30 protein-coding genes are annotated in these 15,794 nt (G+C 55.9%); 7 read left to right on the top strand and 23 right to left on the bottom strand.

The annotated features are described in order from the left end of the window. From ACR0AP_RS18685 to ACR0AP_RS18660, 6 genes are all read left to right on the top strand, one after another. On the top strand, positions 1-292 hold a 292-nt coding region (locus ACR0AP_RS18685; protein ID WP_480507129.1), incomplete at its 5' end, for an EF-Tu C-terminal domain-related protein. 31 nt (positions 293-323) lie between these two features. Then, positions 324-845 (top strand): hypothetical protein, encoded by a 522-nt coding sequence (locus ACR0AP_RS18680; RefSeq protein ID WP_480508532.1) that lies wholly within the window; start codon positions 324-326, stop codon positions 843-845. Between the two features lie 190 nt (positions 846-1,035). Continuing rightward, positions 1,036-1,350, top strand: a complete 315-nt coding sequence (gene rpsJ, locus ACR0AP_RS18675; RefSeq protein ID WP_008756422.1) for a 30S ribosomal protein S10 — start codon at positions 1,036-1,038, stop codon at positions 1,348-1,350. 18 nt (positions 1,351-1,368) lie between these two features. Next, a complete protein-coding gene (gene rplC / locus ACR0AP_RS18670) occupies positions 1,369-2,094 on the top strand; it encodes a 50S ribosomal protein L3 (protein ID WP_171638102.1) in 726 nt (241 codons plus the stop codon). Continuing rightward, positions 2,091-2,708: a 50S ribosomal protein L4 gene (rplD, locus tag ACR0AP_RS18665; RefSeq protein WP_171638100.1), complete on the top strand. Its 618-nt coding sequence runs from the start codon at positions 2,091-2,093 to the stop codon at positions 2,706-2,708. The genes rplC and rplD overlap by 4 nt, the downstream gene beginning before the upstream one ends. Next, the gene (locus tag ACR0AP_RS18660; RefSeq protein WP_170609990.1) at positions 2,705-3,001 is read left to right on the top strand and encodes a 50S ribosomal protein L23; all 297 of its coding nucleotides are present in this window, start codon (positions 2,705-2,707) and stop codon (positions 2,999-3,001) included. Before rplD ends, ACR0AP_RS18660 begins: the two co-directional genes overlap by 4 nt. A gap of 282 nt (positions 3,002-3,283) precedes the next feature. Here the strand turns inward: ACR0AP_RS18660 and ACR0AP_RS18655 are convergent, their stop codons facing one another. The 3 genes from ACR0AP_RS18655 to ACR0AP_RS18645 all read right to left on the bottom strand — a co-directional run bounded on the left by ACR0AP_RS18655 (position 3,284) and on the right by ACR0AP_RS18645 (position 4,513). Continuing rightward, positions 3,284-3,496 carry a DUF1127 domain-containing protein gene (locus tag ACR0AP_RS18655; protein ID WP_209505835.1) on the bottom strand — a complete coding sequence of 71 codons (213 nt, stop codon included), beginning with the start codon at positions 3,494-3,496 and terminating at the stop codon, positions 3,284-3,286. Between the two features lie 165 nt (positions 3,497-3,661). Beyond that, entirely contained in the window at positions 3,662-4,123 is a 462-nt protein-coding gene (locus tag ACR0AP_RS18650; protein ID WP_480484780.1) for a hypothetical protein, read from the bottom strand. A gap of 21 nt (positions 4,124-4,144) precedes the next feature. Continuing rightward, positions 4,145-4,513: an antibiotic biosynthesis monooxygenase family protein gene (locus tag ACR0AP_RS18645; protein WP_171638091.1), complete on the bottom strand. Its 369-nt coding sequence runs from the start codon at positions 4,511-4,513 to the stop codon at positions 4,145-4,147. Between the two features lie 77 nt (positions 4,514-4,590). On the opposite strand from ACR0AP_RS18645, the gene ACR0AP_RS18640 reads away from it, so the two are divergent. Then, positions 4,591-5,022: a MarR family winged helix-turn-helix transcriptional regulator gene (locus tag ACR0AP_RS18640; RefSeq protein WP_267364814.1), complete on the top strand. Its 432-nt coding sequence runs from the start codon at positions 4,591-4,593 to the stop codon at positions 5,020-5,022. Positions 5,023-5,123: 101 nt separating this feature from the next. On the opposite strand, the gene rpmD is transcribed toward ACR0AP_RS18640, so the two are convergent. From rpmD to ACR0AP_RS18540, 20 genes are all read right to left on the bottom strand, one after another. Continuing rightward, on the bottom strand, positions 5,124-5,312 hold the full coding sequence (gene rpmD, locus ACR0AP_RS18635; protein ID WP_267364815.1) for a 50S ribosomal protein L30: 189 nt from the start codon (positions 5,310-5,312) through the stop codon (positions 5,124-5,126). 12 nt (positions 5,313-5,324) lie between these two features. Continuing rightward, complete coding sequence (gene rpsE / locus ACR0AP_RS18630) at positions 5,325-5,894, bottom strand: 30S ribosomal protein S5 (RefSeq protein WP_480474056.1); 570 nt, start codon at positions 5,892-5,894, stop codon at positions 5,325-5,327. Between the two features lie 186 nt (positions 5,895-6,080). Continuing rightward, positions 6,081-6,440, bottom strand: a complete 360-nt coding sequence (gene rplR / locus ACR0AP_RS18625; protein WP_010437103.1) for a 50S ribosomal protein L18 — start codon at positions 6,438-6,440, stop codon at positions 6,081-6,083. An 11-nt stretch (positions 6,441-6,451) separates the two neighbouring features. After that, positions 6,452-6,985 (bottom strand): 50S ribosomal protein L6, encoded by a 534-nt coding sequence (gene rplF / locus ACR0AP_RS18620; RefSeq protein ID WP_039523384.1) that lies wholly within the window; start codon positions 6,983-6,985, stop codon positions 6,452-6,454. Positions 6,986-6,996: 11 nt separating this feature from the next. Continuing rightward, positions 6,997-7,389: a 30S ribosomal protein S8 gene (gene rpsH / locus ACR0AP_RS18615; RefSeq protein WP_209505841.1), complete on the bottom strand. Its 393-nt coding sequence runs from the start codon at positions 7,387-7,389 to the stop codon at positions 6,997-6,999. A 13-nt stretch (positions 7,390-7,402) separates the two neighbouring features. Continuing rightward, positions 7,403-7,708, bottom strand: coding sequence for a 30S ribosomal protein S14 (gene rpsN, locus ACR0AP_RS18610; RefSeq protein ID WP_142639784.1), 306 nt, complete (start codon positions 7,706-7,708; stop codon positions 7,403-7,405). Positions 7,709-7,727: 19 nt separating this feature from the next. Then, entirely contained in the window at positions 7,728-8,288 is a 561-nt protein-coding gene (gene rplE / locus ACR0AP_RS18605; RefSeq protein WP_209505843.1) for a 50S ribosomal protein L5, read from the bottom strand. Next, positions 8,281-8,592: a 50S ribosomal protein L24 gene (gene rplX, locus ACR0AP_RS18600; RefSeq protein WP_480474055.1), complete on the bottom strand. Its 312-nt coding sequence runs from the start codon at positions 8,590-8,592 to the stop codon at positions 8,281-8,283. The genes rplE and rplX overlap by 8 nt, the downstream gene beginning before the upstream one ends. A gap of 2 nt (positions 8,593-8,594) precedes the next feature. Then, a complete protein-coding gene (gene rplN, locus ACR0AP_RS18595; protein ID WP_005621870.1) occupies positions 8,595-8,963 on the bottom strand; it encodes a 50S ribosomal protein L14 in 369 nt (122 codons plus the stop codon). Between the two features lie 74 nt (positions 8,964-9,037). Beyond that, positions 9,038-9,268 (bottom strand): 30S ribosomal protein S17, encoded by a 231-nt coding sequence (rpsQ, locus tag ACR0AP_RS18590; RefSeq protein WP_209505845.1) that lies wholly within the window; start codon positions 9,266-9,268, stop codon positions 9,038-9,040. A gap of 4 nt (positions 9,269-9,272) precedes the next feature. Then, positions 9,273-9,479: a 50S ribosomal protein L29 gene (gene rpmC / locus ACR0AP_RS18585; protein WP_209505847.1), complete on the bottom strand. Its 207-nt coding sequence runs from the start codon at positions 9,477-9,479 to the stop codon at positions 9,273-9,275. Between the two features lie 156 nt (positions 9,480-9,635). Further along, positions 9,636-10,118 carry a hypothetical protein gene (locus ACR0AP_RS18580; RefSeq protein WP_480508529.1) on the bottom strand — a complete coding sequence of 161 codons (483 nt, stop codon included), beginning with the start codon at positions 10,116-10,118 and terminating at the stop codon, positions 9,636-9,638. A gap of 178 nt (positions 10,119-10,296) precedes the next feature. Further along, positions 10,297-10,917, bottom strand: coding sequence for a 2OG-Fe(II) oxygenase family protein (locus ACR0AP_RS18575; RefSeq protein WP_480508527.1), 621 nt, complete (start codon positions 10,915-10,917; stop codon positions 10,297-10,299). A 236-nt stretch (positions 10,918-11,153) separates the two neighbouring features. Continuing rightward, positions 11,154-11,567: a 50S ribosomal protein L16 gene (gene rplP, locus ACR0AP_RS18570; RefSeq protein ID WP_267364819.1), complete on the bottom strand. Its 414-nt coding sequence runs from the start codon at positions 11,565-11,567 to the stop codon at positions 11,154-11,156. Between the two features lie 12 nt (positions 11,568-11,579). After that, entirely contained in the window at positions 11,580-12,290 is a 711-nt protein-coding gene (gene rpsC / locus ACR0AP_RS18565; protein WP_209505853.1) for a 30S ribosomal protein S3, read from the bottom strand. Beyond that, positions 12,290-12,670, bottom strand: coding sequence for a 50S ribosomal protein L22 (rplV, locus tag ACR0AP_RS18560; protein WP_209505855.1), 381 nt, complete (start codon positions 12,668-12,670; stop codon positions 12,290-12,292). The genes rpsC and rplV overlap by 1 nt, the downstream gene beginning before the upstream one ends. 3 nt (positions 12,671-12,673) lie before the next feature. After that, entirely contained in the window at positions 12,674-12,952 is a 279-nt protein-coding gene (gene rpsS, locus ACR0AP_RS18555; RefSeq protein WP_005980699.1) for a 30S ribosomal protein S19, read from the bottom strand. Between the two features lie 3 nt (positions 12,953-12,955). Continuing rightward, the gene (gene rplB / locus ACR0AP_RS18550) at positions 12,956-13,798 is read right to left on the bottom strand and encodes a 50S ribosomal protein L2 (RefSeq protein ID WP_480508525.1); all 843 of its coding nucleotides are present in this window, start codon (positions 13,796-13,798) and stop codon (positions 12,956-12,958) included. Positions 13,799-13,989: 191 nt separating this feature from the next. Continuing rightward, positions 13,990-15,042: a hypothetical protein gene (locus tag ACR0AP_RS18545; protein ID WP_480508523.1), complete on the bottom strand. Its 1,053-nt coding sequence runs from the start codon at positions 15,040-15,042 to the stop codon at positions 13,990-13,992. Positions 15,043-15,054: 12 nt separating this feature from the next. Further along, entirely contained in the window at positions 15,055-15,591 is a 537-nt protein-coding gene (locus ACR0AP_RS18540) for an ImmA/IrrE family metallo-endopeptidase (RefSeq protein WP_480508521.1), read from the bottom strand. Between the last annotated feature and the right edge of the window lie 203 nt (positions 15,592-15,794).

The raw sequence follows: 15,794 nt of genomic DNA, 5'->3' as shown, positions 1-15,794 counted from the left end.
GGTGACACCGCACACCAAGTTCGAAGCCGAAGCCTATATCCTGACCAAGGAAGAAGGCGGCCGTCACACCCCGTTCTTCGCGAACTACCGTCCGCAGTTCTACTTCCGTACGACTGACGTGACCGGCACCGTGACCCTGGCGGAAGGCACCGAGATGGTCATGCCCGGCGACAACGTGTCGTTCGGCGTTGAACTGATCGCACCGATCGCGATGGAAAACGGCCTGCGCTTTGCGATCCGCGAAGGCGGCCGCACCGTCGGCGCCGGCGTTGTGTCGAAGATCGTAGAATAATCCGTAGGCCGGGCTTCAGCCCGGCACATCGGTGAACAAACAAGGGCCGCTCCACAAAGGGGCGGCTTTTTTTCTTGTTTTATTTGTTTCTGAACTTGAAATAGGTTTTCGTATGGCGACCAGAGATCAGCTCTATGCAAAGTTCGGAATTACTGCAGAAGCGGCGCAGCTCTTCGAAGTCGCACTCGGCACCGTTGTGTTGGCTAGTAAGGGACATAACAACAATTGGTACAACGAACAGGACCCGAAGGCGGCTGCAAAGGCTTTAGAAATTATTGAATCCAGCACGTTGGGCAGAGTCTTAGAGATGCTAAAACATGAACTGCGCTTTAAAGACGATCTAATCATAAGTCAGTTCAAACGAGGCTTAGTCGCGAGAAACAAACTTTTTCATGGGTTCTTTGAGCGCCACAACTTCAAGATTCAGTCCGAGGAGGGTCGGGACGATATGGTCGCTGACTTAGAAGAGTTGCATGAAGAGCTGTTTCGGTGTTGGAGAGTGGCTGAAGGTCTCGCGAATGCGCTTGCAGAAGGCCTCATCGCCGAAGAGTAAGTTTAGAAGCATACTTCAGGTGAAAGTCCAATCAAATAGGCCTTGCCAAATCCCGCCAACCCCACTAATACGCGCGAGTTCTCAACAAGAACGTCAAGGCGGGGTGATTCCCGCCTTTTGGGTTCGATGAGGGTTGGCGATGCGCGTCTGTCCTCCTCTCAACCCCAACGCCTGATAAAAGGCTGTTATTATGCAAAGCCAAAATATCCGTATTCGGCTGAAGGCATTTGACTATCGCGTTCTGGATGCCAGCACGCAAGAGATCGTCAACACTGCCAAGCGGACCGGCGCGAATGTGCGCGGCCCGATCCCGCTGCCGAACAAGATCGAGAAGTTCACGGTTCTCCGTGGCCCTCACGTTGACAAGAAATCCCGCGACCAGTTCGAGATCCGCACGCACAAGCGTCTGCTCGACATCGTTGATCCGACCCCCCAGACCGTGGACGCGCTGATGAAGCTCGACCTGGCTGCTGGTGTGGACGTCGAGATCAAGCTGCAGTCGTAAGATCGGAGGGTATAGATTATGCGCTCTGGTATTATCGCAAAAAAAGTTGGCATGACCCGCCTGTTCATGGAAGACGGCAAGCAGATTCCTGTGACTGTTCTTCACCTGGACAACCTGCAGGTTGTTGCACAGCGGACCGCTGAAAAAGACGGCTACACCGCCGTTCAGCTGGGCGCTGGTGCTGCCAAGGCAAAACGCACCTCGAAGGCCATGCGCGGCCACTACGCCGCTGCCAAGGTCGAGCCCAAGCGCAAGCTGGCCGAGTTCCGCGTCTCCGAAGATGGCCTGATCGAAGTGGGCGCCGAAATCTCGGCAGAACACTTCCTGGCTGGTCAGAAGGTTGACGTGTCGGGCACCTCGATCGGTAAAGGCTTTGCCGGTGCGATGAAGCGCCACAACTTCGGTGGTCTGCGCGCCTCGCACGGTGTGTCGATCAGCCACCGTTCGCACGGTTCGACCGGTCAGTGTCAGGACCCGGGCAAGGTGTTCAAAGGCAAGAAGATGGCCGGTCACATGGGTGCTGCCCGTGTTACCACCCAGAACCTCGAGGTTGTCAAAACCGACGCCGACCGTGGTCTGGTCTTCATCAAAGGCGCCGTTCCCGGACCGAAATCGGGCTGGGTTACCGTCAAGGACGCCGTGAAGAAGAAAGCACCGGAAGGCCTGCCTTTCCCGGCTGCTGTGAAATCGGCTGCAACCGAAGCACCTGCGGAAGAAGTATCCGCGGAAGGTGGTGAAGCATGAAACTTGATGTAATCAAACTGGACGGCGGCAAGGCCGGCGACATCGAGCTGGATGCAGACCTGTTCGGCCTCGAGCCGCGCGCGGACATCCTGCACCGTGTGGTCCGTTGGCAGCGCAACAACGCGCAGGCCGGCACCCACAAGGTCAAGACCCGCTCGGAAACCAGCTACTCGACCAAGAAGATCTATCGCCAGAAGGGCACCGGTGGCGCACGCCATGGTGACCGTAACGCGCCGATCTTCCGCAAGGGTGGTATCTACAAGGGCCCGACCCCACGTTCGCACGGTCACGACCTGCCGAAGAAGTTCCGCAAGCTTGGCCTGCGCCACGCTCTGTCGGCTAAAGCCAAAGCAGGTGAACTGGTTGTGATCGAGAACGCCGAAGCCGAAGGCAAGACCGCCGCACTGGCCAAACAGGTTGCAAACCTGGGCTGGAAACGCGCTCTGGTCATCGACGGCGCGACCGTGAACGAAGGGTTCCTGAAGGCGTCGCGCAACATCGAAGGTCTGGATATCCTGCCGTCGATGGGTGCAAACGTTTATGACATCCTCAAGCGTGACACCCTGGTGCTCACCAAAGCGGCTGTCGAAGCACTGGAGGCTCGTCTGAAATGAGCGCGAAGGCAGAACACTACGACGTGATCCGCAAGCCGATCATCACCGAAAAGTCGACCATGGCGTCCGAAAATGGCGCGGTTGTCTTTGAAGTGGCGATCGAAAGCAACAAGCCGCAGATCAAAGAGGCCGTTGAGGCACTGTTTGGTGTGAAGGTCAAGGCGGTGAACACCACCGTGACCAAAGGCAAGGTCAAGCGCTTCCGCGGCCAGTTGGGCCGTCGGAAAGACGTCAAGAAAGCATATGTGACCCTGGAAGAGGGTAACACAATCGACGTAAGCACCGGTCTCTGATCCAACGCTTACAGCGACATTTTTCGGCCCCGTTGGATCACTCCTCCGGGGCCGATTTCGTTTCAGGCGTCAAAGCTTTGGGTTTGCGCGACAGGGCAGGGCGGTCACACGCCCTCCAGTGGCCGCTCAGGGGGATTCTGGCGTCAACAGCACATTGGGGCCGCATCAACAGCCATCGCACCCTCTGGCGGCCTCTGAGCGGCCTGCACGCGGGGCAGAGCTGCAACGGTTATAGAAAAGGCGCCCTAAGGCGCCTTTGGGTCGTTTCAATTGTGTGAGTGGTTACGAGCAATATACGTGCCGGTGCGCGATATCTGCGATGTCGCAGCGGCGGATGCCGATATCGTCCAGCTCACGGTTGCTCAGGCGCTGCAACTCGGTATAGGTGCGCTGATACTCAGCAGCACGTGCGCGGGCTGTTTTGATCCGTGTGATCATGTCAGCGATCCGGGTGCCGAAGTTGAAGCCGGTATGGGTCAGTGTCGCAGTTGTCATCTCTGTATTCCTTTCTCGTATCAGGGCGTATTCCCTGACGTTTCCTTTTGAGTTCCTTCATTGGACAAGGCAGAGATAGGAGCGTTTGCTATCGCTAACAACGCAGATTTTGGTCTAGCCGATATGCATCTGTTGAATGGCTATACATGTCGTGGGCCACGTCAATCACACGCCGCTTTCATTTCTTTTGCGCGTTTTATTGCGGGCGGCCATCGCCCGACCATCACGTATGCTCAGCCCCATCAGTGTCAGATTGGTCGCCCCGGCAATCAGTTCGATGATCTGTACAATATAGAAGCTGGTATCAAACGAGCCCGCGTTTGCCTTTGCGCTCAGGTAGACGGCGGCTGGAACAAGGACGATGAGCCCGTTCATAGCAATGATTGGCATCCGTTTCTTTTTGGCGAGCGCAGGGGCATCTTTTCGACGACGCCCAAGTGTCGCCCCGGATGCACCGACAATCACCATTGCAGGCACCAGAACAAAGAGCCCGCTGACGATCATGGACTTTACTGCCGCGACGGTCTCATGGTTTGCAAATAACTCACTGTACAAAGTGGATGTCCAGAATACGAGGATCGTAAGAAAGCCTACTACTCCGGCGATGGGGTGGATGGTTCTTAACATGTTGCTACTCCCAAATGAGGGTCAGGCGACGCAGTGGTTTTCGACTGCGAGCTTCCGAAGAAGATGTGGCCGGGCCACTGCGCTTGCTGGATAGTCCGCGATCCGACGCTGGAACTCGGGATGAGTGAATGCGTCGCGAAAGCTTTGCACGTTCTGCCAGATCGCGTAGTTCACAAAGGTCGAACTGCCCGCGATACCCTGATGGAGCTGGGTCGAGATATATCCCGGTTGTGATTTCATGAAATCCGCATCATGCGCCCATGCCCGAAGCAGCGCCTTTTCGTCTTCGGCGTCCACCGTAAACAGGTTGATCAGCACCACCGGTCCTTCCTCGGTCTGCATCTGATCTGCCAGCGTGACGATCGTGTCCAACTCTTTGATACGAGCCATTTCGGTTCCCTTCGATTCTGAAATATAGCAAGCTATATAAAATTGCATAGCATGCTATTCAAGTGTAAATCCAGGACATGGACTTCGAAAAAGAAAACTCGGCCGGGTATCTGGTTAACCACATGGCACGATTGTTCGCAAAGGAGTTGCAGCAACGCATTGCGCCCTTTGGCATCGTCGTCGGGCAATTCCCAATCTTGCTGGAACTCTGGCTCAAAGACGGTGTGACGCAAAAGGATCTGCTGACCAAAATTGACGTCGAACAGGCGACATTGGCCAACACGCTCAACCGTATGGAACGTGATGGCTTGATCAAAAGAACGAAGAACCCTGCTGACGCCAGGGCTCAATTGATTTGGTTGACCGAGAAGGCCGCAGCACTTCGCAACAGCGCCTACGAGGCAGCTCAGAACGTGAATGCTGATGCATTACAGGTCTTGAATGACCCTGAGCGCGCACAATTCATGAACTATATGCGTCGAGTCATAGGCGGCATGCGCTCAAGGTGAATTGACGGAGGATCAGTTCACGGCACCGGCATGCAAGCCATTAAACAAAAAACGCCCCCGACCGAGGTCGGAGGCGTTTCTAAGTCTTCGAAGCTGCGGGCTTAGCCGCGTTCTTCGATGATCTCTACCAGATGCGGGATCTTGCGGATCATACCGCGCACCGAAGGAGTATCCTCCAGCTCACGGGTTCTGTGCATCTTGTTCAGGCCCAGGCCGATCAGGGTTGCGCGCTGTTCGGCGGGGCGACGGATCGGCGAACCGACCTGTTTGACGACGATGGTTTTTGCCATGACGTGCTCTCCTTATGCTTCTGCTTCAGCAGCAGCCGGTGCTTCGTCCCGCTTGGGCAGGATGTCAGCAACCTTTTTGCCACGACGTGCGGCAACCGAACGCGGGCTCTGCTCTTTCTGCAGGCCGTCGATGGTGGCGCGGATCATGTTGTAGGGGTTCTGCGAGCCCAGCGACTTGGAGACAACGTCCTTGACGCCCAGCATTTCGAACACGGCACGCATCGGACCACCGGCGATGATACCGGTACCTTCAGGCGCAGCGCGCATAACCACTTTACCGGCGCCGTGACGGCCTTCGATGTCGTGGTGCAGGGTCCGACCTTCGCGCAGCTGTACGCGGATCATCTGACGCTTGGCTTGCTCAGTCGCCTTGCGGATGGCTTCAGGTACTTCTTTCGCTTTACCCTTGCCAAAGCCGACGCGGCCTTTCTGATCGCCGACAACCACCAGAGCGGCGAAGCCAAAGCGCTTACCACCTTTTACGGTTTTCGACACGCGGTTGATTGCGACCAGGCGATCTGCAAATTCCGGTGTTTCTTCACGGTCGCGGCCACGGCCCCGACGGTTTTCACGTTCTGCCATTTGGCATCCCTTTTCCTCTAGAGGCGCTTGCGGCGCCAATTACTCAATCGAAGTGAACCCGCGAATGACATTCCGGGGCTCCCCGATCATCGAGGCGGGCGGACCCGCCTTCAAAGTGCCGGTGCCGGGCTGAAGCCCGGCCTACGGCGTCGTTTCCGGTAGGCCGGGCTTCAGCCCGGCACACCATCAGATCTTCAGGCCACCTTCACGCGCAGCGTCGGCGACAGCCTTCACTTTGCCGTGGAACAGGAAGCCGCCACGATCGAAATAGGCCTCTTCGACGCCTGCCTTCTTGGCACGCTCGGCGATGGCCGCGCCGACTTTCGTCGCCGCTTCGACGTTGTTCTTGCCAACAACACCCAGATCTTTTTCCAGGGTCGAGGCCGAGGCCAGGGTCACGCCACGTACGTCGTCGATCAGCTGAACAGAGATGTTCTTGTTCGAACGGTGTACGGACAGGCGCGGACGACCCGCGTTGACCTTGCGAAGTTTGTTCCGAACGCGCAGGCGGCGCTTCAGAAACAGGGTTCTTTTGCTGTTTGCCATTGTCTGCGTCCTTACTTCTTCTTGCCTTCCTTGCGGAAGATGAACTCGCCCTTATAGCGGATGCCCTTGCCTTTGTACGGCTCGGGGCGGCGCCACTCGCGGATTTTGGCCGCGGTTTCGCCCACCAGCTGCTGGTCGATACCTTCCACAACGATCTCGGTCTGCTTCGGTGCGGTGATGGTGACACCTTCCGGAGCTGTGAAATCTACATCGTGGCTATAGCCCAGGTTCAGCTTGAGGGTGTTGCCCTGCATCTGCGCCCGGTAACCCACACCCTGGATCTCCAGCTCTTTTTTGAAGCCTTCGGTCACACCAGTTACCAGGTTGGCAACCATGGTGCGGCTCATGCCCCACTGCTGGCGGGCACGCTTGGACATGCCGCGAGGGTCGATCTTGACCACGTTGTCTTCAACCGACAGCGTCACGTCGTCGGTGGCGGTGAAGCTGCGGGTGCCTTTCGGACCTTTGACTTCGATGGTCTGACCCGACACAGAGGCGGTAACGCCGCTGGGCAGCTCGACCGGTTTTTTACCAATACGAGACATTGCAGACCTCCTTAGAAGACGGTGCAGAGCACTTCGCCGCCAACATTGTTGGAGCGAGCGTTTGCGTCCGACATCACACCTTTCGGAGTGCTGACAATCGACACGCCCAGACCCTGACGGACCTGTGGGATGTCATTGACGCCCATGTATACGCGGCGACCGGGTTTCGAAACCCGCTTCAGTTCGCGAATGACAGGGGTGCCTTCGTAGTATTTCAGGCTGATTTCGATGGCCGGATGACCGTTTTCACCGGTCGTCTTTTCATAGCCACGGATGTAACCTTCGTCCGCCAGCACGTCCAGAACCCAAACACGCAGCTTCGACGCCGGAGTGGAAACGGTGGACTTGCCGCGCATTTGCGCGTTGCGGATACGGGTGAGCATATCGCCGATAGGATCATTCATATCTATGTCTCCCTTACCAGCTCGATTTCACCATGCCGGGGATCTGACCAGCAGAACCCAGCTCGCGCAGCATGATACGGCTGACCTTCAGCTTACGGTAGTAAGCGTGGGGACGACCGGTCAGCTGACAACGGTTGTGCAGACGGGTAGCCGAGCTGTTGCGCGGCAGTTTCGCCAGTTTCAGACGCGCTTTGAAACGCTCTTCCATCGGCTTGCTCTCGTCATTCGCGATTTCTTTCAGCTCGGCACGCTTTGCGGCATATTTGGCCACCAGGCGTTCGCGCTTCTTCTCGCGTTCGATCATTGCTTTTTTAGCCATGTCTCAATCCTCCCGGCGCTTACGCGTTGAACGGCATGTTGAATGCTTTCAACAGTGCCTTTGCTTCAGCGTCGGTTTTCGCTGTGGTGGCAATTACGATATCCAGGCCCCAGACCTCGTCGACCTTGTCGAAGTCGATTTCCGGGAACACGATGTGCTCTTTCATGCCCATGGCAAAGTTGCCACGACCGTCGAAAGAGGGCTTAACACCGCGGAAGTCACGAATACGCGGCATCGCGATCGTGATCAGACGATCCAGGAATTCGTACATCCGGTCACCGCGCAGGGTCACTTTCGCACCCAGCGGCATGTCTTCCCGGACGCGGAAACCCGCGATCGATTTCTTCGCCTTGGTTGCAACGGCCTGTTGACCGGCAATCGCAGTCAGATCCTCGACAGCAGCTTTCGCTTTCTTCGAGTCTTTGACAGCCTCAGCACCACAACCGATGTTCAGAACGATTTTTTCCAGCTTGGGCAGCTGCATGTCGTTCTTGTAGCCGAACTCTTCTTTCAGAGCGGCACGGATGGTCTCGGCGTACTGCGCTTTCAGGCGCGGGGTGTAGGTTGCGTTATCAAGCATCGATCACGTCCCCTGTGGTCTTGGCAAACCGCACCTTCTTGTCACCTTCCATACGGAAGCCAACGCGGGTTGCTTTGCCGTTCTTATCCAGCAGTGCCAGGTTCGACAGCTCGATCGGGTTTGCCTGAGGCAGGCGACCACCTTGCGAGGTTTGCGACTGGCGGGTGTGGCGGATGGCGATGTTGATACCATCGACAACAGCTTTACCGGCTTTGGGGTCAACCGAGGTGATAGTTCCCTCTTTGCCCTTGTCCTTGCCGGACAGCACGACGACCTTGTCGCCTTTGCGGAGTTTAGCAGCCATGATTACAGCACCTCCGGAGCCAGCGAGATGATTTTCATGAAGTTCTTCGCGCGCAGTTCACGAACAACGGGGCCAAAGATACGGGTACCTACGGGCTCGTTGTTGTTGTTCAGGATGACGGCGGCGTTGCGATCGAAACGGATCGCGGTGCCGTCTTCGCGACGGACTTCTTTGGCGGTGCGTACGACGACGGCCTTGCGGACGTCACCTTTCTTTACGCGGCCGCGCGGGATGGCTTCCTTCACCGAGACGACAATGATGTCGCCAACGGAGGCGTATTTACGCTTGGAACCACCCAGGACCTTGATGCACTGAACTCGGCGTGCGCCAGAGTTGTCAGCGACATCCAGATTGGTCTGCATCTGGATCATGTGGTTTCTCCCGACCTGTGGGGGCTGGTCTGATTAAATCCCCCAGGGTTTCGACAAATGAAAATCCCGGAAGCTTACGCTTCCAGAACTTCCCAACGTTTCGTCTTCGATTTCGGCGCGCATTCGATGATGCGTACGGAGTCGCCGACCTTGAAGGCGTTCTTTTCGTCATGAGCCCGGTATTTCTTGGACTTACGAACGGTTTTGTGCAGCAGCGGGTGCTTGAAACGGCGCTCGACCAGTACGGTGATGGTCTGTTCGTTGGCGTCGCTGGTCACGGTGCCTTGCAGGATACGCTTGGGCATCTGATTACTCCTCGGATGCCGCGGCAGCGGCCTTTTCGTTCAGGATGGTTTTGACGCGGGCAGCGTTGCGGCGGGCCGCTTTGATGCCAGCAGTGTTTTCCAGCTGACCGGTTGCCTGTTGAAAGCGCAGGTTAAAGCTTTCTTTCTTCAGGTTGACCAGTTCCTCGCGGAGCTGATCAGGGGTCTTGTCACGCAGTTCTTGGGCGTTCATCGCCTTTTTCCTTTGCTCAAAACACCAGAAGGCCCCGTACTCGGGTCACCTTTGACCTGGTGGATGAATGATAGACATACGAATCGCCCGACAACGCCGGGAGACCGCAAGATGCCGCTCTATAGGGGTTTGGGGGGTGGGTGGCAAGAGGAAGTTTCAGCCTTGAATTTTCGCATCATTATCGCCGCCGCCACGGCGCGGGCGATACTCCAATCCAAATGGAATGGTAACAAAAGCCGCGATCAGCGCAGCCGCTGTCGCGCCAAACCAAAAACTAACACTTCCAAACACGGGAATGAAGTAGCGTTGATCCATGGGCGCGCCAATCACGTCCAAGAAACTCACCGGCAATCCGGCACGCTGGTTAAGGTTGTAACTAACAGCTGCTTCGAAGCAGAATGCCAAAAGGCAAACTGCTGCGACAGCGGGCAACTGGAAGCCCCAAAGCGACTTCTTTTCAATCTCGCACAATTGCATAAGTTGAATTCGCGCTACCCGACCCAGAAAAATTGGTGCCAATGCCGAAAGGCGTAAGATCTCACCTAAATAAGCCGGTTTGCTGACCAACAAAAAATAGATCAGGGCCAAGGCCCAAACCAGAAGAACTGCCAAAATATAGTAGACTGCGGCCTTGGGCATTTGTCAGCGTATCCTCAAGTTTTTGTGGAAGTAGTAGGTGCCCTCAACGGAAGCAAAACACAACCCAAAGAAGATGGTAATCCCGAAAAATCAATCAGTTTCGAGGAAAGCTGTAGTTGGTTTGGATATTCTCTCTAACAAATTGAGGCAAAGCTGATTGGTGCCAACACCAATGGCCTCACTCCCATTTGTAATTAAAGCTGACACTGATCCGCTCATCCTCGGACATGTTCATCGGCACCTCGTGGCGCAGCCAGCTTTCCCATAGCAGGACATCGCCCACCTGCGGCTTCATATAGATGAAGGGCTGCAAATCGCGTCGCCCGCCTTTCAGCCGTGTCGGCGCGGCCATCATGCGGCCCGAACGGGGGTCTTCCAGTTTCAGCGCGCTCGCGCCTTCTGGCATCGCCACATAGGTGGTGCCGGAAATCACACTGTGCGGGTGCAGGTGGCTGGAATGCATGCCGCCTTCGGGCAGGATGTTGATCCACAGGTCTTCCAGCTTCAGCTTGCCCTCGCCCAGATCAAACTCCAGATCCTTGGCAAAAGCCGCCACATGGCTGTCCAGCGCCTTGACCAGATCGGCGAATATCGGAAACCGCCAGGGCAGGTCGGTCAGCGAGGCATAGCTGGTGTAACCGGGATAGCCGTTTTCTTCGCACCAGTCCTGACCGGCCTCGTCATCCTCGGCGATGACAAGGCACGAGCTTTCCAACTCCTCCGCATCGATCGGGGGACCAAACTCGGACAAAGAGGCACGATAGAGGCGGGTGACGAAGAGTGATTCAATCTGTGGCATGGCGCCGTCTTAACCCAGCCGCGTGGCGAAAGCGATGGCTGTTTTGCGAGGCTCTGCCTCGCGCTCCGGGATATTTGCGGCCAGATGAAGAACGGATCCCCTGCTTCATCTGGCCCAAAATATCCCGGGGGAGGCGCGCGGCACGCGCGACGGGGGCAGAGCCCCCTATGGAAAAACCCCCGCCGGTGTTCCGACGGGGGTCAATCTTGTCACGAGCGGGGGTGCCCCCGGATCGCTTACCAGTCTTCGCGAACCACGACGCGGGTCTTGATCGGCAGCTTCATCGCAGCCAGGCGCAGGGCCTCGCGGGCGATGTCGTCATTGACGCCGTCGATCTCGAACATCACGCGACCGGGCTTGACCTTGCAAACCCAGCGGTCGACCGAACCCTTACCTTTACCCATACGAACTTCGATCGGCTTTGCAGTGACCGGAGTGTCGGGGAAGATGCGGATCCAGACACGGCCCTGACGCTTCATGTGACGCGTCATGGCACGACGTGCAGCTTCGATCTGGCGTGCGGTTACACGCTCAGGCTCGATCGCTTTCAGGCCGTAGGTGCCAAAGTTCAGATCAGAGCCGCCCTTGGCTTCGCCCTTGATCCGGCCTTTGTGCAACTTGCGGAATTTTGTACGCTTTGGTTGAAGCATATCTTTCCCTCCTTAGCGACGACCGCCACCAGCACCACGAGGTGCAGGGCCGTCCTGGAGTTCCTGTGCTTTACGGTCACGTGCCTGCGGATCGTGCTCCATGATCTCCCCTTTGAAGATCCAGACCTTGATCCCGATGATCCCGTAGGGGGTCATCGCTTCGGCATGTGCGTAATCGATGTCGGCGCGCAGCGTGTGCAGCGGCACACGGCCTTCGCGGTACCATTCGGTCCGTGCGATTTCGGCACCACCCAGACGGCCAGCGACGTTCACCCGGATACCCAGGGCGCCCATGCGCATGGCGTTCTGTACGGCACGCTTCATCGCGCGGCGGAACGAAACACGGCGTTCCAGCTGCTGAGCGATCGACTCGGCAACCAGCTGACCGTCAAGCTCGGGCTTGCGCACTTCGACGATGTTCAGGTGCAGTTCGCTGTCGGTCATCGCGGCCAGCTTCTTGCGCAGAACTTCGATGTCTGCACCTTTCTTGCCGATGATGACACCCGGACGTGCGGTGTGGATCGTAACGCGGCACTTCTTGTGCGGACGTTCGATGATCACACGGGCAACACCGGCCTGCTTGCACTCTTTCTGAATGAACTCACGGATCTTGAGGTCTTCCAGAAGAAGATCACCGTAGTCCTTGGTATCTGCGTACCAGCGGCTGTCCCAGGTGCGGTTGACCTGAAGGCGCATGCCGATCGGATTGACTTTATGTCCCATTAGGCTTGCTCCTCAACTTGACGCACCTTGATGGTGATCTCCGAGAACGGCTTCATGATCTTGCCGAAACGGCCACGGGCACGCGGGCGACCGCGCTTCATGACCAGGTTCTTGCCAACCCAGGCTTCGGCGACGATCAGCTCGTCAACGTCCAGGTTGTGGTTGTTTTCGGCATTCGCGATTGCGGACTGCAGGCACTTCTTGACGTCCTGCGCGACGCGCTTGTTCGAGAAAGTCAGGTCGGTCAGGGCCTTCTCGACTTTCTTGCCGCGGATCATAGCTGCTACCAGGTTCAGTTTCTGCGGGCTGGTGCGAAGCATGCGCGTTTTCGCCATTGCTTCGTTTTCAGCCACGCGGCGGGGGTTCTTTTCCTTGCCCATGACTTACTTCCGCTTCGCTTTTTTGTCTGCGGCGTGGCCATAATAGGTCCGGGTCGGCGAGTATTCACCGAACTTCTGACCGATCATGTCTTCCGAGACGTTTACCGGGATATGCTTCTGGCCGTTGTACACACCAAAGGTCAGACCCACGAACTGGGGCAGAATGGTGGAACGACGCGACCAGATCTTGATGACTTCGTTGCGGCCCGACTCGCGCGCTGCTTCGGCTTTTTTCAGCACGTAAGCATCGACGAAAGGACCCTTCCAAACAGAGCGAGACATGGATTAACGTCCCTTCTTCTTGGCGTGCCGCGAGCGGATGATCAGCTTCTGGGACGCTTTGTTCTTGTTGCGGGTACGCTTACCCTTGGTGTCCTTACCCCACGGCGTAACCGGCGTACGGCCACCCGAGGTACGACCCTCACCACCACCATGCGGGTGATCGATCGGGTTCATAGCAACACCACGAACCGACGGACGCACGCCCTTGTGGCGCACACGACCGGCTTTACCGAGGTTCTGGTTGCTGTTGTCGGGGTTGGACACGGCACCGATGGTGGCCATGCATTCCTGACGGACCATGCGCAGCTCGCCCGAGCTCAGACGGATCTGAGCGTAACCGCCATCGCGGCCCACGAATTGCGCGTAAGTACCGGCCGCACGTGCGATCTGACCGCCTTTGCCAGGCTTCATCTCGATGTTGTGGACGATGGTACCGATGGGCATGCCAGAGAACGGCATTGCGTTGCCCGGCTTGATATCGGCCTTTGCCGACGCGATGACCTTGTCACCAACAGCCAGACGCTGCGGAGCCAGGATATACGCCTGCTCGCCGTCTTCGTATTTTACCAGTGCGATGAACGCGGTCCGGTTCGGGTCATATTCGATCCGCTCGACGGTTGCCGCGACATCAAATTTGTTCCGTTTGAAGTCAACGATCCGGTAGAGACGCTTTGCGCCACCGCCGCGGCGGCGTGAAGTGATCCGTCCGGTGTTGTTCCGGCCGCCCGATTTGGTCAAACCCTCTGTGAGAGACTTGACCGGACGTCCTTTCCAAAGCTCCGAACGGTCGATCAGCACCAGCCCGCGCTGGCCCGGCGTCGTCGGCTTGTACGACTTGAGTGCCATGCTTTCTGTCTTCCGTTTAGCAAGTGCAGGGGAGGTCCCCCGCTATGTGATAGGCCCCCGTAGGTGCCAAAGGTATAGGGCCCCGAAGGTCCCCGGTTGCAAAATATCTAAGGCCCCGGAACGAATCCGAGGCCGCAAGATTGGGAGCGTTTAGCAGTGTTGGCGGTGGGTGTCTATAGGGGTGGAAGTATTTATTCCCGACCATCCAAGTTCTCAATTGTGCTGTCCACTGAAGGAATATCTTTGTCTAGATCTGAGTTGCCGTCTTTCGAAAAGGAAGCGTCGTCACTAACACTTTTTTCTCGCTCCGCTTCCCACTCTTTCACATAGTCATTGTAATGAGTAGGTTTTGGTTGCTCCCCTTCGGCATGAGTCAGCTTCAGAACTGGCATCTCGATTCTGTTGAGTTTGATAAATTTCTCCAGGTAGTCCTTTAAAACCTTGCAATCTTCGACAACAGCTGGCCGCCTTAGTAGGTCCGCTTCCAGCTTTTGAAGTTCTCGCTCGTCGGGATTTCGAACTGTATTAATTGATATGATCGGATAAGGTTCACCATTCAGAACACCTTTGAACGACTGCGTCTCATGAAACCTGAAGTCCGCATCAAAACCGGTAGCGTCTGGATTCCCTTTTGCCTTTGCTAGCAGGAAGGCAAGTGCCGGGGAGATGGTAAAAGTGTTGACGGTCGAGTTGCGCGATATTCGAAAACCGCCATCTATACCTTTGCCCAAGAAGTCGAAACTCGCGGGATCTTTATCAACCGCTCTTTCGAACTCTTCGGTTCTGAGTTCATTCAACCCAGCATAAGGGTCTTCGGAACCTCCTTTTCCGATACCAATACTACAGTTGGGGCTGGGAAACGCTGCAATCCAACCGTTTCCCTTAGTGTTTAGGCCCTCATAGGCCGCAACTTTTTCACCAAAAGCATGCAGAGTTTGAGAAAAGGCAGTCACATATGCGCCTAGATGGGTAACGCTCTCAACTCGGTTTACGAACAAAATTTCGTCCCCGATTGTCTTCCAAATTTTAGGCAAATTCGCTTTCTCTTCCGGTCCTATACCTTCAATATCACCGCAAACTTTTGCAAAGTGCTCAGAATACAAATTTGGAAATTGATCGTAGAAAAGCTGGAACGCCTTGAGCCAACGGAAACTATTGTTTTTTGACTTAAAAGCTGTGGATCCAGTCAGATCAACAGACAAAAATATGCGAACCCGATAGTCGGGAACAGATAGTTCTTCCATCAATTTTCTCGATTAAGAAATCTTAAGGTTATCCGCTCGAATTTTTGCGGCATGCAGACTGACCCCGCATACTAACGCAGCATTTGAAGCTCCGCCTTCGCGATATGCCGCGGCAAACTCTTCCGAAGGCATTAAGAACGCGGCAGCAAACCAGTTTGCCTCCCATTCAGCCCTTTGCTGGTCTTGGTCACTTTGATCCACATAACGAGTTGCACGCATAACCGCGTTTTCGTCGACTTTCTTTATTGCACCAAAATGCAGCAGAAGGTGACCCAGCTCGTGCGCAATCGTAAAGCGATCTCGCTTCAAAGAAGTATGGCGGGAGACATATATCTCAAAATCATTGACTGCGCGCGCGACGATCGAACCACTGTCTTCATCGCCAAACCCACTTGTGCCAACGACAAGCTTGCCGCCACTTTTCTGAACAAGCTCCTCAATGCTATCCCCGGGGCCGAATCCAATCTTTTTGGCCAAGTCCTCAGCATATTTTTCGACACCAGCTTTGGAAGCACCCAGTGCCTTGGGAGCGTGAAAATTATCTTTCAAAATACCCTCCATTTGCAAACGTTAGACATTTGCAGAGCAATTTTAGCACGTAAAACAGAGCCGAAACAAGTTAATATAGCATTATATTGTCCTGCGTCACTTTATCCACCCAACATGATGTGCCTGTATGTAATTTAGGTCGCACAACTTTCAAAAAAACCCTGCTTTCGCGAGGGCCATTACCTCTTTCCAAAGACGGGTTC

This window comes from Ruegeria sp. AF7, assembly GCF_056541885.1.
Note: the sequence above shows the minus strand (reverse complement) of the source record. Positions and strands in the feature narration are given on the sequence as shown.

What these genes read in the sequence shown, in the direction of transcription:
- rplB (WP_480508525.1), bottom strand. Translation starts at nt 13,798, where the DNA reads ATGGCACTCAAGTCGTACAAGCCGACGACGCCGGGCCAGCGCGGGCTG.
- ACR0AP_RS18645 (WP_171638091.1), bottom strand. Translation starts at nt 4,513, where the DNA reads ATGGCTCGTATCAAAGAGTTGGACACGATCGTCACGCTGGCAGATCAG.
- rplD (WP_171638100.1), top strand. Translation starts at nt 2,091, where the DNA reads ATGAAACTTGATGTAATCAAACTGGACGGCGGCAAGGCCGGCGACATC.
- ACR0AP_RS18575 (WP_480508527.1), bottom strand. Translation starts at nt 10,917, where the DNA reads ATGCCACAGATTGAATCACTCTTCGTCACCCGCCTCTATCGTGCCTCT.
- ACR0AP_RS18655 (WP_209505835.1), bottom strand. Translation starts at nt 3,496, where the DNA reads ATGACAACTGCGACACTGACCCATACCGGCTTCAACTTCGGCACCCGG.
- rplF (WP_039523384.1), bottom strand. Translation starts at nt 6,985, where the DNA reads ATGTCTCGTATTGGTAAAAAACCGGTCGAGCTGCCCAGCGGCGTTACC.
- rplR (WP_010437103.1), bottom strand. Translation starts at nt 6,440, where the DNA reads ATGGCAAACAGCAAAAGAACCCTGTTTCTGAAGCGCCGCCTGCGCGTT.
- rplP (WP_267364819.1), bottom strand. Translation starts at nt 11,567, where the DNA reads ATGCTTCAACCAAAGCGTACAAAATTCCGCAAGTTGCACAAAGGCCGG.
- ACR0AP_RS18660 (WP_170609990.1), top strand. Translation starts at nt 2,705, where the DNA reads ATGAGCGCGAAGGCAGAACACTACGACGTGATCCGCAAGCCGATCATC.
- rplX (WP_480474055.1), bottom strand. Translation starts at nt 8,592, where the DNA reads ATGGCTGCTAAACTCCGCAAAGGCGACAAGGTCGTCGTGCTGTCCGGC.
- ACR0AP_RS18640 (WP_267364814.1), top strand. Translation starts at nt 4,591, where the DNA reads ATGGACTTCGAAAAAGAAAACTCGGCCGGGTATCTGGTTAACCACATG.
- ACR0AP_RS18545 (WP_480508523.1), bottom strand. Translation starts at nt 15,042, where the DNA reads ATGGAAGAACTATCTGTTCCCGACTATCGGGTTCGCATATTTTTGTCT.
- rpsH (WP_209505841.1), bottom strand. Translation starts at nt 7,389, where the DNA reads ATGAATGATCCTATCGGCGATATGCTCACCCGTATCCGCAACGCGCAA.
- rplC (WP_171638102.1), top strand. Translation starts at nt 1,369, where the DNA reads ATGCGCTCTGGTATTATCGCAAAAAAAGTTGGCATGACCCGCCTGTTC.
- ACR0AP_RS18580 (WP_480508529.1), bottom strand. Translation starts at nt 10,118, where the DNA reads ATGCCCAAGGCCGCAGTCTACTATATTTTGGCAGTTCTTCTGGTTTGG.
- rpsJ (WP_008756422.1), top strand. Translation starts at nt 1,036, where the DNA reads ATGCAAAGCCAAAATATCCGTATTCGGCTGAAGGCATTTGACTATCGC.
- rpsE (WP_480474056.1), bottom strand. Translation starts at nt 5,894, where the DNA reads ATGGCAGAACGTGAAAACCGTCGGGGCCGTGGCCGCGACCGTGAAGAA.
- rpsQ (WP_209505845.1), bottom strand. Translation starts at nt 9,268, where the DNA reads ATGCCCAAGCGTATCCTGCAAGGCACCGTGACCAGCGACGCCAACGAA.
- rpsN (WP_142639784.1), bottom strand. Translation starts at nt 7,708, where the DNA reads ATGGCTAAAAAAGCAATGATCGAACGCGAGAAGAAGCGCGAACGCCTG.
- rpsS (WP_005980699.1), bottom strand. Translation starts at nt 12,952, where the DNA reads ATGTCTCGCTCTGTTTGGAAGGGTCCTTTCGTCGATGCTTACGTGCTG.
- rplE (WP_209505843.1), bottom strand. Translation starts at nt 8,288, where the DNA reads ATGCTTGATAACGCAACCTACACCCCGCGCCTGAAAGCGCAGTACGCC.
- rplV (WP_209505855.1), bottom strand. Translation starts at nt 12,670, where the DNA reads ATGGGCAAGGAAAAGAACCCCCGCCGCGTGGCTGAAAACGAAGCAATG.
- ACR0AP_RS18650 (WP_480484780.1), bottom strand. Translation starts at nt 4,123, where the DNA reads ATGTTAAGAACCATCCACCCCATCGCCGGAGTAGTAGGCTTTCTTACG.
- rpmC (WP_209505847.1), bottom strand. Translation starts at nt 9,479, where the DNA reads ATGAACGCCCAAGAACTGCGTGACAAGACCCCTGATCAGCTCCGCGAG.
- rpsC (WP_209505853.1), bottom strand. Translation starts at nt 12,290, where the DNA reads ATGGGACATAAAGTCAATCCGATCGGCATGCGCCTTCAGGTCAACCGC.
- rpmD (WP_267364815.1), bottom strand. Translation starts at nt 5,312, where the DNA reads ATGGCAAAAACCATCGTCGTCAAACAGGTCGGTTCGCCGATCCGTCGC.
- rplN (WP_005621870.1), bottom strand. Translation starts at nt 8,963, where the DNA reads ATGATCCAGATGCAGACCAATCTGGATGTCGCTGACAACTCTGGCGCA.